Source organism: Xanthomonas sp. LF07-6 (assembly GCF_034105445.1).
Lineage (GTDB): Bacteria > Pseudomonadota > Gammaproteobacteria > Xanthomonadales > Xanthomonadaceae > Xanthomonas_A > Xanthomonas_A sontii.
In genome coordinates, this window is the sequence record NZ_JAXGGI010000007.1 from 137,169 (window position 1) to 150,985 (window position 13,817).

The 13,817-nt window shown below is 69.1% G+C and carries 8 protein-coding genes and 1 riboswitch; of the genes, 6 read left to right on the forward strand and 2 right to left on the reverse strand.

The window, feature by feature from the left end; all coding sequences use genetic code 11:
• Positions 1–43 precede the first annotated feature (43 nt).
• Positions 44–1,051 carry a ketol-acid reductoisomerase gene (gene ilvC / locus SLW56_RS12910; RefSeq protein ID WP_010343386.1) on the reverse strand — a complete coding sequence of 336 codons (1,008 nt, stop codon included), beginning with the start codon at positions 1,049–1,051 and terminating at the stop codon, positions 44–46.
• 490 nt (positions 1,052–1,541) lie between these two features.
• On the opposite strand from ilvC, the gene ggt reads away from it, so the two are divergent.
• Positions 1,542–3,263 carry a gamma-glutamyltransferase gene (ggt, locus tag SLW56_RS12915; protein WP_295841082.1) on the forward strand — a complete coding sequence of 574 codons (1,722 nt, stop codon included), beginning with the start codon at positions 1,542–1,544 and terminating at the stop codon, positions 3,261–3,263.
• 22 nt (positions 3,264–3,285) lie between these two features.
• On the opposite strand, the gene SLW56_RS12920 is transcribed toward ggt, so the two are convergent.
• Positions 3,286–4,857 carry a BCCT family transporter gene (locus SLW56_RS12920; RefSeq protein WP_017914891.1) on the reverse strand — a complete coding sequence of 524 codons (1,572 nt, stop codon included), beginning with the start codon at positions 4,855–4,857 and terminating at the stop codon, positions 3,286–3,288.
• 367 nt (positions 4,858–5,224) lie between these two features.
• On the opposite strand from SLW56_RS12920, the gene SLW56_RS12925 reads away from it, so the two are divergent.
• From SLW56_RS12925 to SLW56_RS12945, 5 genes are all read left to right on the forward strand, one after another.
• A complete protein-coding gene (locus SLW56_RS12925) occupies positions 5,225–7,081 on the forward strand; it encodes a methyl-accepting chemotaxis protein (RefSeq protein WP_267084221.1) in 1,857 nt (618 codons plus the stop codon).
• Positions 7,082–7,293: 212 nt separating this feature from the next.
• A riboswitch (TPP riboswitch) is annotated at positions 7,294–7,394 on the forward strand.
• A 111-nt stretch (positions 7,395–7,505) separates the two neighbouring features.
• On the forward strand, positions 7,506–9,383 hold the full coding sequence (gene thiC / locus SLW56_RS12930; protein WP_267084063.1) for a phosphomethylpyrimidine synthase ThiC: 1,878 nt from the start codon (positions 7,506–7,508) through the stop codon (positions 9,381–9,383).
• A gap of 149 nt (positions 9,384–9,532) precedes the next feature.
• A complete protein-coding gene (locus SLW56_RS12935; protein ID WP_017910513.1) occupies positions 9,533–10,198 on the forward strand; it encodes an ion channel in 666 nt (221 codons plus the stop codon).
• 329 nt (positions 10,199–10,527) lie between these two features.
• The gene (locus tag SLW56_RS12940) at positions 10,528–12,780 is read left to right on the forward strand and encodes a winged helix-turn-helix domain-containing protein (protein WP_295910205.1); all 2,253 of its coding nucleotides are present in this window, start codon (positions 10,528–10,530) and stop codon (positions 12,778–12,780) included.
• A gap of 120 nt (positions 12,781–12,900) precedes the next feature.
• Positions 12,901–13,797 (forward strand): helix-turn-helix transcriptional regulator, encoded by an 897-nt coding sequence (locus SLW56_RS12945; RefSeq protein ID WP_026144680.1) that lies wholly within the window; start codon positions 12,901–12,903, stop codon positions 13,795–13,797.
• Positions 13,798–13,817: the final 20 nt, after the last annotated feature.

Genomic DNA, 13,817 nt, shown 5'->3' on the forward strand with positions numbered 1-13,817 from the left:
ACGGTGGCGACCTTTCGGTGGAAGCGGGTGGGGGAGCCGCGGATTACGCGGCCTTGGTGCCGCCGGCGGCCGGTGCGGCAGCGGCGTCGCCGTTGAGCCACACCATCTTGGCGCGCAGCTGCTTGCCGACCGTTTCGATGGGATGGTCCAGATCGGCCTGCTTGAACTTCTTGTAGTTCGGCAGGCCGGCGTCGTATTCGGCCACCCAGTTCTTGGTGAAGGTGCCGTTCTGGATGTCGGTCAGCACGTCGCGCATGCGCTCCTTGGTGGCCGCGTCGATCACCCGCGGGCCGCTGACGTAGTCGCCGTACTGCGCGGTCTCGGAGACGAACTCGAGCATGCGGGTGATGCCGCCTTCGTAGAACAGGTCGACGATCAGCTTCAGTTCGTGCAGCACTTCGTAGTAGGCGATCTCCGGCTGGTAGCCGGCTTCCACCAGCACTTCGAAGCCGGCCTGCACCAGCGACGAGGCGCCGCCGCACAGCACCGCCTGCTCGCCGAACAGGTCGGTCTCGGTCTCTTCCTTGAAGGTGGTCTTGATCAGGTTGGCGCGCGCGCCGCCCAGGCCGGCGGCGTACTCCAGCGCGAACTGCTCGGCCTTGCCGCTCTTGTCCTGGTACACCGCCCAGATGCACGGCACGCCGCGGCCGATCTCGTACTCGCGGCGCACCAGCGCGCCCGGGCCCTTCGGCGCGACCAGCACCACATCCAGGTCGGCGCGCGGCTTGATCATGTCGAAGTGCACGTTCAGGCCGTGCGCGAACAGCAGGCACGCGCCCTGCTTCATGTTCGGCGCCAGCACTTCTTCGTACAGCTTCTTCTGCACCATGTCCGGGGTCAGCACCGCGACCAGGTCGGCGTCCTTGACCGCCTCGGCGGGGCTCTTCACCACGAAGCCGTCGGCCTGCGCCTTGGCTTCGGTCGGGCCGCCGGCACGCAGGCCGATGGTGACGTCGAAGCCGGACTCGCGCAGGTTCAGCGCGTGCGCGCGGCCCTGGCTGCCGTAACCGACGATGGCGATCTTGGTGGTGGGCTGGGCGGAACTGGTCATTGTGCGGATGTCCTTGAACGGTGTTGGAGTGGAGAGGGGTCTTGCATTCGTGGTCACTGAAACGAAAAACCCCGCGCCGTTGCCGGTGCGGGGTCTGATCGAATCCTGGCTGCTTGTCGCTTACACGCCGGTTCGTCCCGCACTTGTGGGCGAGGTAATAAGCACGAGTACGAGGAGCGACGCAGCAGCGTCCGCGCGCAATGCGGCGGGCTGGTGGGTCGACTTCGGGCGGGTGTGGCGCTGCAACATGCAGCGAGATAACCATGGGCTTTGCGCGACTGTCAACTGTGTTGCGGGCCTCCGCGGGCGAATGTGCCGAAAGCCGCGCCAGCACTGCATGGTTACGCATGAAACGGAGGTGGAGCAGGCGACGAATGGCGCCAATTGCGCGGAAATCCGGCCTTTGCGATGGCGCGATGTGAGCGCCTGCGCGGCGGCACCCGCCGCACTCGGGTACGGTGGGCGTCCCCTGTTCTCCGGAGAGCCGCGCATGTCCGTTTCGCTTCCTTCCCTGGCGCGCCTGGCGCTCGCGCTGGCACTGGCGACGTCGGTGCCGGCGCAGGCCGCCGACCGCATCACCGGTCAGCCGTTCGCCACGCGCTCGGAAGTGATCGCCCCGCACGCCATGGCCGCCACCTCGCAGCCGCTGGCCACGCAGATCGCACTGGAGACCATGCGTGAGGGCGGCTCGGCGGTGGATGCGGCGATCGCCGCCAATGCCGCGCTGGGGCTGATGGAGCCGACCGGCAACGGCGTCGGTGGCGACCTGTTCGCCATCGTCTGGGATCCGAAGACGCAGAAGCTGTACGGTTACAACGGCTCCGGCCGTTCGCCGAAGGCGCTGACCCTGGCCGAGTTCCAGCGCCGCGGGTTGAAGGAGATCCCGGCCACCGGTCCGCTGCCGGTCTCGGTGCCCGGTGCGGTCGACGGTTGGTTCGCGCTGCACGAACGTTTCGGGCGCAGGACGATGGCGCAGAACCTGGCGCCGGCGATCCGCTACGCCCGCGACGGCCATCCGGTGGCCGAGACCATCGCCTACTACTGGGATCGCTCGGTGCCGCGGCTGTCGCAGTACCCTGGCTTCAAGGAGCAGTTCACCATCGACGGCCACGCCCCGCGCAAGGGCGAGCTGTGGAAGAACCCGAACCTGGCCGACACCCTGCAGCAGATCGCCGACGGCGGCCGCGACGCGTTCTACAAGGGCCCGATCGCGCGCACCATCGATGCCTACTTCAAGGCCAACGGCGGCTTCCTGCGCTACGAGGATCTGGCCAGCCACCACGGCGAATGGGTCGAGCCGGTGTCCACCAACTACCGCGGCTACGACGTGTGGGAACTGCCGCCCAACAGCCAGGGCATCGCCGCGCTGCAGATGCTTAACATCCTGGAGGGCTACGACTTCTCCAAGATCCCGTTCGGCTCGGCCGAGCACGTGCACCTGTTCACCGAAGCGAAGAAGCTGGCCTTCGCCGATCGTGCGCGCTTCTACGCCGACCCGGCGTTCCAGCCGGCGCCGCTGGCGCGGCTGATCTCCAAGGACTACGCCGCGCAGCGGCGCGCGCTGATCTCGATGGACCGCGCGCTGAAGGAAGTGCAGCCGGGCACGCCGAAGCAGTTGGAAGAGGGCGACACCATCTACCTGACCGTCGCCGATGCCGACGGCATGATGGTGTCGCTGATCCAGTCCAACTACCGCGGCATGGGCAGCGGCATGGCGCCGCCGGGGCTGGGCTTCATCCTGCAGGACCGCGGCGAGATGTTCGTGCTGCAGAAGGACCATCCCAACGGCTACGCGCCGGGCAAGCGTCCGTTCCAGACCATCATCCCCGCGTTCGTGACCAAGGACGGCAAGCCGTGGCTGAGCTTCGGGGTGATGGGCGGGGCGATGCAGCCGCAGGGCCACGTGCAGATCCTGATGAACCTGATCGATTTCCACATGAACCTGCAGGAGGCCGGCGACGCGCCGCGGATCCAGCACGATGGCTCCGCCGAGCCGACCGGGCAGGCCACGCCGATGCGCGACGGCGGCGAGCTGAACCTGGAAACCGGCTTCGCCTACGACACCATCCGCGAACTGATGCGCAAGGGCCATCGGGTGATCTTCGCCGACGGGCCGTACGGCGGTTACCAGGCCATCGCGCGCGACCCGGACAGCGGCGTGTACTACGGCGCCTCGGAGAGCCGCAAGGACGGGCAGGCTGCCGGTTATTGAGGGACGCCGCGCGCGGCGGCGTTCATTCCTGTGCGCGGGGCGCCGCCGCGTCTGCGTCGTCCCGCGCCGCCTGTTCGCGCGCGATCCAGGCCTCGATCATGTGCCTGGCGCGTTGCGCCTGGCGGCGTTGGCGGTTGGACTCGGCATCGAGCACGCGGTACAGCGATACGATCACCAGCACCATCAGCAAGGCGAACGGCAGCGCCGCGATGGTGATCACGCCCTGCAGCGCATCCAGGCCGCCGGCCAGCAACAGCACCGCGGCGATCAGCGCCACCGCCACGCCCCACACCAGCTTGCGCGCCAGCGGCGGGTCGCCGGCCTCGTCGGTGGACATGCTGGCCAGCACCAGCACCGCCGAATCGGCGGAACTGACGAAGAAGATCATCAGCAGCAACAACGCCACGCTCGACAGCAGCAGCGACCCCGGCAGGCTGTCGAACAGGGTGAACAGCACCGTCTCGTAGCCGTTGTGCAGCGCCTGCAGCATGTCCACGTGGCCGAACAGCTGCGACCACAGCGCGGTGCCGCCGAACACCGAGAACCACAGGAAGCCGAGCAGGGTCGGCGCCAGCACCACGCCGACGACGAATTCGCGCACGCTGCGGCCGCGCGAGACGCGGGCGATGAACGCGCCGACGAATGGCGCCCAGGCGATCCACCAGGCCCAGTAGAAGATGGTCCAGTCGGCCACCCAGCGGTCGCCGGAGAACGGCGACATGCGCAGGCTCATCGTCACCAGTTGATTGAGGTAGGCGCCCAGCGTGGTGGTGAAGGTGTCGAAGATGAAGCCGGTGGGGCCGAGCACCAGCACCGCGGCCAGCAGCAGTGCCGCCAGCGCCAGGTTGATGTTGGACAGCCACTTGATGCCGCGTTCCACACCGGTGCTGGTGGACAGCATGTACAGCACGAAGGCCACGCCGATCACCGTCAACTGCAACGGCACCCCGGCGTGCACGCCGAACACGCGCTGCACGCCGGCGGCGATCTGGATGGTGCCGAAGCCCAGGGTGGTCGCCACGCCGACCGCGGTGGCCACCACCGCGGCGATGTTTACGCACTGCCCGATCCAGCCGCGGTGATGGCGGCCGATGACCGGCTGCAGGATGTCGCTGATCAGCCCGCGGCCGTTGCGGTTGTACTGGAACCAGGCCATCGCCAGCCCGATCAGCGCATACACCGCCCAGGGATGCAGGCCCCAGTGGAAGAAGGCGTAGCGCATCGATGCGCGTGCCGCCTGCATGCTCTCCGGCGCCAGCCCTTCCGGCGGTTTGAGGAAATGCGAGATCGGCTCGGCCGCACCCCAGAACACCAGGCCGATGCCCATGCCGGCGGCGAACAACATCGACAGCCAGCTCCCGCGCGAGAAATCCGGCTCGGCGTCTTCGCCGCCGATCCGCAGGTTGCCGAAGCGGCCGAACGCCAGGTACAGCAGGAAGCTCAGGGTCAGGAACACGATCAGCAGGTACAGCCAGCCGGCACTGCGGATCACGTCCGTCAGCGCGGTCTGCACCACGTCATTGAAGGGGCCGGGGGCAACGCCGGCGATCAGGACCAGCAGCGCCACCAAGGCGATGGAAATGCGAAACACCATGGGGGCGTGTCTCCAGTCGTGGAACGGATGAGAGGCGCTACGGCCGTCAGACCGACCCACGGCAAACGGGCGGGGAGACGACGCAGCGGGTCTGCACCGGCGTCGCGTCGCGCCCATGGCGTGTGGCCTGCCGCGTCGCAGTGCCGGTGCACTGCACGGTCGCGCCACATCGAACGTTTGGCGCCAAATCCAGGAGCGGTCGGGCGTTGCGATGGCCCCATGTTCGCGAAGACGACGTCATGGTCGTGTCGTCGGCAGGTCTGCCGATGCGCATCCCTTGCATGATGGTGATCCCGGTTGGAGCGTGTGTCGCTGCGAGGACGCGGCAGGAGCCGATACCATGGCCGCAGCACTGAGGAAGACGCCGATGGCCTTGTTCTCACGCAGTCCCGATGCCGACGCCGCGCCCATTGCCGGTTTGCCGGATGCCCCGATCGCGCTGTTGCGGCTGGAGCCCGACGGTCGCGTGAGTGCCGCCAACCGTGCCGCCCTGGACCTGCTGGGCGTCTCGGCCGAAACGCTGCTCGGCGCCGCCAGCGAGGCGGTCTGGGGCTTGCCGCTGTCCGCCCTGGTCGACAGCGAAGGCAGTTGGCAGGCGCCGGGGGGCGATCCCGCGCGCCGCGTGCGCTACCAGCGCGACCGCGATCGTGGCGGTCAAGGCTGGCTGCTGTCGCTGCCGCATCCGGAAACCGCGGCACTGTTGCGCGACGTCGCGCTGCTCGCCGAGGGCCAGCCGCAGGGTGCGACCAGCCCGGCGCTGCAGGCGGTGGCGCAGCGGATCCAGGAGGGCGTGACGGCGCAGGCGCTGCTCGATCGGGTCGGCGAGCGGCTGACCGGCTGCGATCTGGATCTGGGGCTGCACACGCCGCTGTCGGCGCAGGAGGCCGAGGCGATGCCGGGGCGGCGCCTGTCGGCCGGTTTCGGCAACCTGGCCGAGGCGATCCGCCAGGCGGTGGCGCTATCGCTGCAGATCGCCGCCGACGTGCCGCACGTGGTCGCCGAGAACGACGAACTGGCGCGGCAATCGCAGACCCAGCTCGATGCGCTGCAGACGGTGCTCGCCACCACCCGGCAATTGCTGCAGAGCCTGCACGAGATGGATCGCGACCTGCGCGCGGTGATCGCGGTGGCGGCCAGCGCAGACGACAGCGCCCGCCAGGGTGTGGAGGCGGCGCGCATCCTCGGCCAGGCGATGCAGGAGGTGGCGCGGCGTTCGGCGCGCGCCAACCAGGTCATCGAGGTGATCGATGCGGTCGCGTTCCAGACCAACATCCTCTCGATCAACGCCAGCATCGAAGCAGTGCATGCCGGCCCGGCCGGGCGCGGTTTCGCGGTGGTCGCCACCGAAATCCGGCAACTCGCCGAACGCGCTGCCACCGCGGCACGCGACGTGCGCAGCATCATCGGCGAGACCGGCACCGCCCTGCAGGACAGTGCGGCCTCGGCGCAGCGCACCGAGCAGGTGCTGGGCGGCATCGGCGCGTTGCTCGGCCGCGCCAGTGCGGCGATGGAGGCGGTGGCCGGCCGCATCGCCACGCAGAGCGGAGAGATCGGCGGCATCGACCGTGCCATCGAGCACGTGGTCGGACTCAGCCGCAGCAATCTGCAGCACGCCGCGCAGGTGGTGCAGCGCAGCGCCGACCTGGCCGCGGGCAGCGACACCCTGCACGACTGCGTGAATCTGTTCCGGCTGCCCGCCGATCCGATGCGCCAGCCACGGCATGCGCGCGTGCGCGATCTGGCCCAGGCCGCTGCGGTCAGCGTCGGCCTGGCCTTCGAGGCAGCGCTGATGCGCGGGCGCATCGGCGAGGAGGCGCTGTTCTCCACCGAGTACGTGCCGATCCCCGGCATCGACCCGCCCAAGTACCGCACCGCATTCGATGCGTTGTGCGACGAGCTGTTGCCGCCGCTGCAGGAGCCGCTGCTGGCCGCGCATCCGTGGATCGTGTTCGCGATCTGCGCGAACGTCGACGGTTACGTGCCGACCCACAATCTGCGCTTCAGCCAGCCGCTCAGTGGCGACCGCGCGCGCGACCTGATCGGCAACCGCAGCAAGCGCATCTTCGCCGACCGGGTCGGCCGCAATGTCGGCCGCCACACCGAGCCCTATCTGCTGCAGGTGTATCGGCGCGATACCGGGCAGATCCTGTTCGACCTGTCGGTGCCGGTGCATGTCCGCGGGCGCCACTGGGGCGGCTTGCGCGTGGCCTACATGCTGGAATGAGCCGGCGCGCGCGTTGGCACAAAAATGCCGCCGGCAGTGCCGGCGGCGATGAGAGAGAGCTCTGATTCTTGTGCGCGCAGGCTAGGCCGGCCACGTGGCCGCGGTTTGTCGCCGGCGCCGCCGCGTGTGGCGGTGCTGACACATGCGCGCGGCGGCTGTGCCGGCGTTCAGCCGCATCGGTTGGCGGCGAGCGGCGGAAACGGGTCTAATAGCCGCAGAAGCGGGGGTACCGTCGGCGCAGGCCGCGGTTGAGACAGTCCCTTCGAACCTGATCCGGTTGATACCGGCGTAGGGAAGCTTCGCAAGTCCGCTGCGGGCGCGTGCGCGTCCGGGGCGGGCCCGCGCCGCCGCTTCGTCCGAGATGCGAGTCCGCTCGCACCCGTCCCGCTTCCCCTGCGGGTCACTTGAACCAGGACGAACGCCGATGAACGCCGTACCCAATCCGCTGCAGCAGCAGACCGACACCTTGTCCGCGGCGGTGACCCGCCCGATCCCCGGTTCGCGCAAGATCTTCGTGCAGGGCTCGCGCGCCGATCTGCAGGTGCCGATGCGCGAGATCGCGCTGACCCGCACGCCCACCGTGTTCGGCGGCGAGGCAAATGCCCCGGTCACCGTCTACGACACGTCCGGGCCGTACACCGACCCGCAGGCACGGATCGATCTCGGCGCCGGCCTGGCGCCGCTGCGCGCCGCCTGGATCGCCGAGCGCGGCGACAGCGTGGCGCTGGCCGGGCTCAGTTCGCAGTTCGGGCGCGCGCGCGAGGACGATGCGCGCCTGCAGGCGGTGCGCTTCCCGGCGAGGCGTCTGCCGCGACGCGCCCGCGACGGCGCCAACGTCACCCAGATGCATTACGCACGGCGCGGCATCGTCACCCCGGAAATGGAGTTCGTGGCGATTCGGGAGAACCAGCGCCTGCAGGATCTGCGCGATGCGCAACTGCGCGCGCAGCATCCCGGCGAAGCGTTCGGCGCCGCCATCCCGCGGCAGATCACGCCCGAGTTCGTGCGTGACGAGATCGCCCGCGGACGCGCCATCCTGCCGTGCAACATCAACCATCCGGAAAGCGAGCCGATGATCATCGGCCGCAACTTCCTGACCAAGATCAACGCCAACATCGGCAACAGCGCGGTCAGTTCCGGCATCGCCGAGGAAGTGGAGAAACTGGTGTGGGCGATCCGCTGGGGCGGGGACACGGTGATGGACCTGTCCACCGGCAAGCACATCCACGAGACCCGCGAATGGATCGTGCGCAACTCGCCGGTGCCGATCGGCACCGTGCCGATCTACCAGGCGCTGGAGAAGGTGGATGGCCGCGCCGAGGAACTGACCTGGGAGATCTTTCGCGACACCCTGATCGAGCAGGCCGAACAGGGCGTGGACTACTTCACCATCCATGCCGGCGTGCTGCTGCGCTACGTCCCGCTGACCGCCAAGCGCGTCACCGGCATCGTCTCGCGCGGCGGCTCGATCCTGGCCAAGTGGTGCCTGGCGCATCATCGCGAGAACTTCCTCTACACCCACTTCGAGGATATCTGCGAGATCATGAAGGCCTACGACGTGGCCTTTTCGCTGGGCGACGGCTTGCGCCCGGGTTGCATCGCCGACGCCAACGACGCCGCCCAGTTCGGCGAACTGGAAACGCTGGGCGAACTGACCAGGCTCGCCTGGAAGCACGACGTGCAGACCATGATCGAGGGCCCCGGCCACGTGCCGATGCAATTGATCAAGGAGAACATGGACAAGCAACTGCGCGAGTGCGGCGAGGCGCCGTTCTACACGCTGGGGCCGCTGACCACCGACATCGCGCCCGGCTACGACCACATCACCTCGGCGATCGGCGCGGCGATGATCGGCTGGTTCGGCACCGCGATGCTGTGCTACGTCACGCCGAAGGAGCATCTGGGCCTGCCCAACCGCGCCGACGTGCGCGACGGCATCATGGCCTACAAGATCGCCGCGCACGCCGCGGACCTGGCCAAGGGCCATCCCGGCGCGCAGGTGCGCGACAACGCCTTGTCCAAGGCGCGCTTCGAGTTCCGCTGGGACGACCAGTTCCATCTCGGCCTGGATCCGGAGAAGGCGCGCGAGTTCCACGATGAGACCCTGCCCAAGGACGCGCACAAGCTGGCGCATTTCTGTTCGATGTGCGGACCGCACTTCTGTTCGATGAAGATCACCCAGGACGTGCGCGACTACGCCGCCGAGCACGGGGTCGAAGCGGAAGCGGCGCTGCAGGCCGGCATGGCCGAGAAGTCGGCGCAGTTCCTGGCGGCTGGCGCGCAGGTGTACCGCGCCGAGTGAGCGCACGGCGGTCGGCGCCGCAGGGCGCCGCCGCTACTGCCGACATGGACCTGGCCGTGCGTGGGGGTGCGGCGTGCGCCGCGATCATGACGACGGCGTCATCCACGCGCGCGTCTATGATGCGCGCTGGTCGCCACAGGGAATGTCTCATGCTGCGCTATGCGTTCGCGCTGCGTCGCCATCCGTCCGCGCTGTTGCTCGCGGTGCAACTGCTGGGCGTGCTGCTGTATCCCTGGATGGAGGACACCGCGGCCGGGCGCGCGCTGTTCGGCGCTTTCGGCATCGTGGTGCTGGCGCTGGCGTTGTGGGTGGTCAACCGCGGACCCTCGGCGCTATGGATCGCCTGTTGCCTGGCGCTGCCGTCGGTGGCGCTGTCGATCGCCGCGGCGCTGCTCGGCAACCCGGCGATGACCGCCTGGGCGCAGTTGCTGGAAAGCCTGCTGTACTTCTATACCGCCGGCAGCCTGATCGCCTACATGCTGCAGGACCACGTGGTCACCCGCGACGAGCTCTATGCGGCCGGCGCCACCTTCACGCTGCTGGCCTGGGCCTTCGCGTTCGTCTTCGCGGTGTGCCAGCAATGGCTGCCGGGCAGCTTCACCGCGGCCGTGGACGCGGCCTCGCCGCGGACCTGGATGGAATTGCTGTATCTGAGCTTCAGCGTGCTCTCGGGCGTGGGCCTGAGCGATGTCGTGCCGGTGCAGCCGTTCGCCCGCGCGCTGGTGATGATCGAACAGTTCGCCGGCGTGATGTACATCGCCCTGGTGGTATCGCGATTGATTGGGCTCAGCGTCACACGCCACATGAAGACGTGAACGTCGCGTAAAAAAAGCGCGCCCAGGGGCGCGCAGTCATGGAGCGATTATGTGAATTTCGTCGGCGGAGAGAGAGCCTGAATGCGTCGTCGCGGCTAGCGGCGGCGATGACTAGAGTAGAATCCAGTGACATGCAGTGCTTGGCGGCATCCGCTGCCTCGCTTTGCCGAGTTTGCTCTTTGGCTCTCGCTGCGAGCCGCACGTGGCTGCGTCGCCGCCGCATCTGCGACACTTCCGTCACGGCGTTTTCCTCGTTGTCCAACACCATGTCTTCTTCATCGTCCGCCACATCGACGCTTCCGCAACGGATGCAGGTCGGCGATTGTCTGGTGCTGCTGTCCTTGCGGGAAGTGCATGCGCCGCGCGCGCGCCGGCCGCAACGGCTCACGCCCAAGGCGATGGGTGTGCTGCGGGTGTTGCTGGCGCAACCGGGCCAGGTGGTGGAGCGCGAGGCGCTGTTGGCGCAGGTCTGGCCGGACACGCAACCGACCAACGATGTGGTGACGCAGGCCATCACCCAATTGCGCAAGGCGTTCGCGGCCGGCGTGCGCGGCGAGGCGCCGGTGTACATCGAGACCCTGGCCAAGACCGGCTACCGCCTGGTGGCACCGATACAGGCCTTGCCGGATGTCGAGGCCGAGGCGGGCGCGGCGGCGGCTCCATCGCTGGACACGGACGCCGCCGCGGAGACGGCTGCGGCGCGTGTTCCGGCCATCGCCCCTGCGGCGCGGCGGCGCGCGCCGTCATGGCTCGCCGCCGCCGCCGGTGCGGCGGCGATGCTGGTGCTGGCGCTGGCCTGCTGGTGGTGGTTCGCACGCCCCGAGGCCGTGCCCGCCGACAGTGCCGAGCAGGAACGCGTGCTGGGCAGCCCCAAGCGGCCGTACCGGCTGATCACCGCCATGTCCGGCTTCAAGCTGGAGCCGGCGCTGTCTCCGGATGGCGCGCAGGTGGCCTATGCCGCACGCGCCACCGGCAGCGACGGCACCCAGTTGCTCATCCAGCCGACCAGCGGCGCCGCCGGCAGTACGCCCCCGCGCTCGCTGGGCGTCCCGGCCCGCGGCGCCTCCGACCGCCTGCCCGCCTGGTCGCCCGACGGCACGCACATCGCCTTCGCTCGACTCGGTGCCGACCGCCAGTGCCGGGTGATGCTGGTGCAGGCCGACGGGCGCACGCCCGCGCGCGAAGTTGCGCGTTGCGACGACAGCGAATTGCTCAGCTTCGACTGGACGCCGGATGGCCGCGGCCTGGTGTTCGGCAGCATGAACGGGCGTCAGCCGGCGCGCGGCATCCGCGTGCTGGATCTGGGCAGCGGGCGCTGGACGGCGCTGGATTATCCGGTCGCCGCCGGCGATTTCGATTACGCGCCGCGCTACTCGCCGGACGGCAAATGGATCGCCTTCGTGCGCAATCCGCAGATGGGCGGGCTGTGGCGGATGCCAGCGGCCGGCGGCACCGCCGAGCCGTTGACCCACGAATTCGCCGAGATCCGCGGCTGGGACTGGGCGCGCGACGGGCAGGGCATCGTGTTCGGGCGCCGCGTCGATGGCGAGACCCGGCTGTACCGGCTGGACACGCAGACCCGGCGCCTGCGCGACCTGGGGTTGAGCGATGCGCAGGCGCCGCGGCTGGCGCGCGACGGCGGCAGCCTGGCGTTCGTGCACCGGCGTCCGCAGTTCGCCGTGTACCGCATCCGGGCGGGAGCGGCGGATGTGTCGCGCGAGCGCCAGCGGCTGTTCGCGTCCACCGGCCGCGACGGCCAGCCGAGCATCGCGCCCGACGGGCGCCAACTCGCCTTCACCTCCGATCGCGACGGCAGCTACGCGCTGTGGTGGGGCGATGTGCGCCAGCCGACCTCGTTGCGGCTGATCGAGGGCGTGCGGCCGGAGACCCGGCAGCCCCTGGCGTGGTCGGCCGACAGCCAGGCGCTGCTGGTCAGCGGCCGCGATGCGCAGGGGCATTCGGCGATCTATGAGGTCCGGCCGCAATCCGGCAGTGTGGCGGCCTTGCCGGTGCCGGCCGGCGAGCCGCTGCAGGCGTTGTACACCGCCGAACCTGGTCAACTGCTGGTCCTGCTGGGCGAGAACGGCCGCACCCGCCTGCAGTTGTACGACCGGCGCGCGGTGCCCTGGCGGCCCTTGGCGACCTTGCCGGATGTTTCCCAGGTCCGCGCTGATCCCGCCACTGGGGAGATCCTGTTCACCCGGCTCGCGCGCAGCGGCCTGTGGCGCGTCGATGCCAGCCTGGACTTGGCCAGCGTGCGTGTCGTGGACGACAGTCTGCCATCGCTGTGGCGCTACCGCAGCTGGGCGCTGGGCCCCGAGGGTGCGGTGCATTACCTGTTCCAGACCGGCGAATGCGCCAGCCGCATGGCGCGGATCGACGGTGGCCTCGCTGCAAGCGTGTGCCTGGACCGCGACCACTTCAGTGCGGTCAACGGCTTCAGCATCGATCCGCGCAGTGGCGACGCCTATGTGGCACTGGCGGTCGAGGATGGCAGCGAGATCGGCTTCATGCGCGTGCACGAGCAGCCGGAATGGTTCTCGACCATCTCGCACAACTGGCTGATCCGGAAGGAAAAATAGGCTTCGTAAGTTGTTCGTAAGGGCGTCGTGGCGATTTCGGACAACTATCGCCAAGACGTCCTGACCTGCCGCCACATTCGGCAAAGACTGCGCACCGGTTTACGTCAAGCAGGTGCTCGGATGCGGCAATCTTTCCTGGTCGATCATGGACAACAACTGGTGCTGGACGCCGACGACGCGCCGGCGGGTCCGGCCTGCCTGGGCGCGGCGCGCCTGGCCAGCGTGCAGGCCTCGGCGAATGCCTTCACGGTCTGGCTGCAGTTGCGTGGCAGCGCCTGGATCGAGGCCAAGGAGGGGCGTTTCGCCCTGCGCCGCGGCCAGTGGCTGGCCTTCGAACGCGACTCGCGGCCGATGCTGCAGACCGACCGCGACGGCCTGTGCATCGGGCTGAGCCTGGATGGCGAGGCGCTGAAGGCCTTGGGCCGGATGGCCGACGAGACCTTGTATGCGGGGCGCGGCGAGTTGTCGCTGCGCGAGACGCGGACCGCCTTGCGCCTGTGGCGACAGGCGGCGGCGCGGCCCGGCGATGCGTTGGCGATGCGGCCGGTGCTGCTGCATCTGGCCTCCATGCAGGGCGAGTTGTCGCGCCGCGTGCAGCGTTGTCCCGGGCGCTCGCGGATGCGCAAGCGCCAGGTGTTCGGGCGCATGCAGCGTGCGCGGCTGTATCTGGACGGCCATCGCGACCGCGTGGTGCGGATCAGCGAACTGGCCGAGCTGACCAACTTCTCCGGCTGGTACCTGTCCAAGACGTTCCAGAGCCTGTACGAGGAAAGCCCGCAGGCGTTGTCGGCGCGCCTGCGCCTGGAGCGCGCGGCGGACCTGTTGCGCGACACCACCATGATGATCGGCGAGGTGGCCGCCGCCAGCGGATTCGACAACTGCTGCAGCTTCGCGCGGGCGTTCCGCGCACGCTTCGGTGTCTCCGCCTCGCAATATCGCCATGGCAGCACCGTGCCGCCAGAATCGGCAAAGTCTGCAGGCGACAGCGGCAAAGCAGCCGCGCTCACCGGAACGTAACGTGCCGAGGGCGTCTTAAC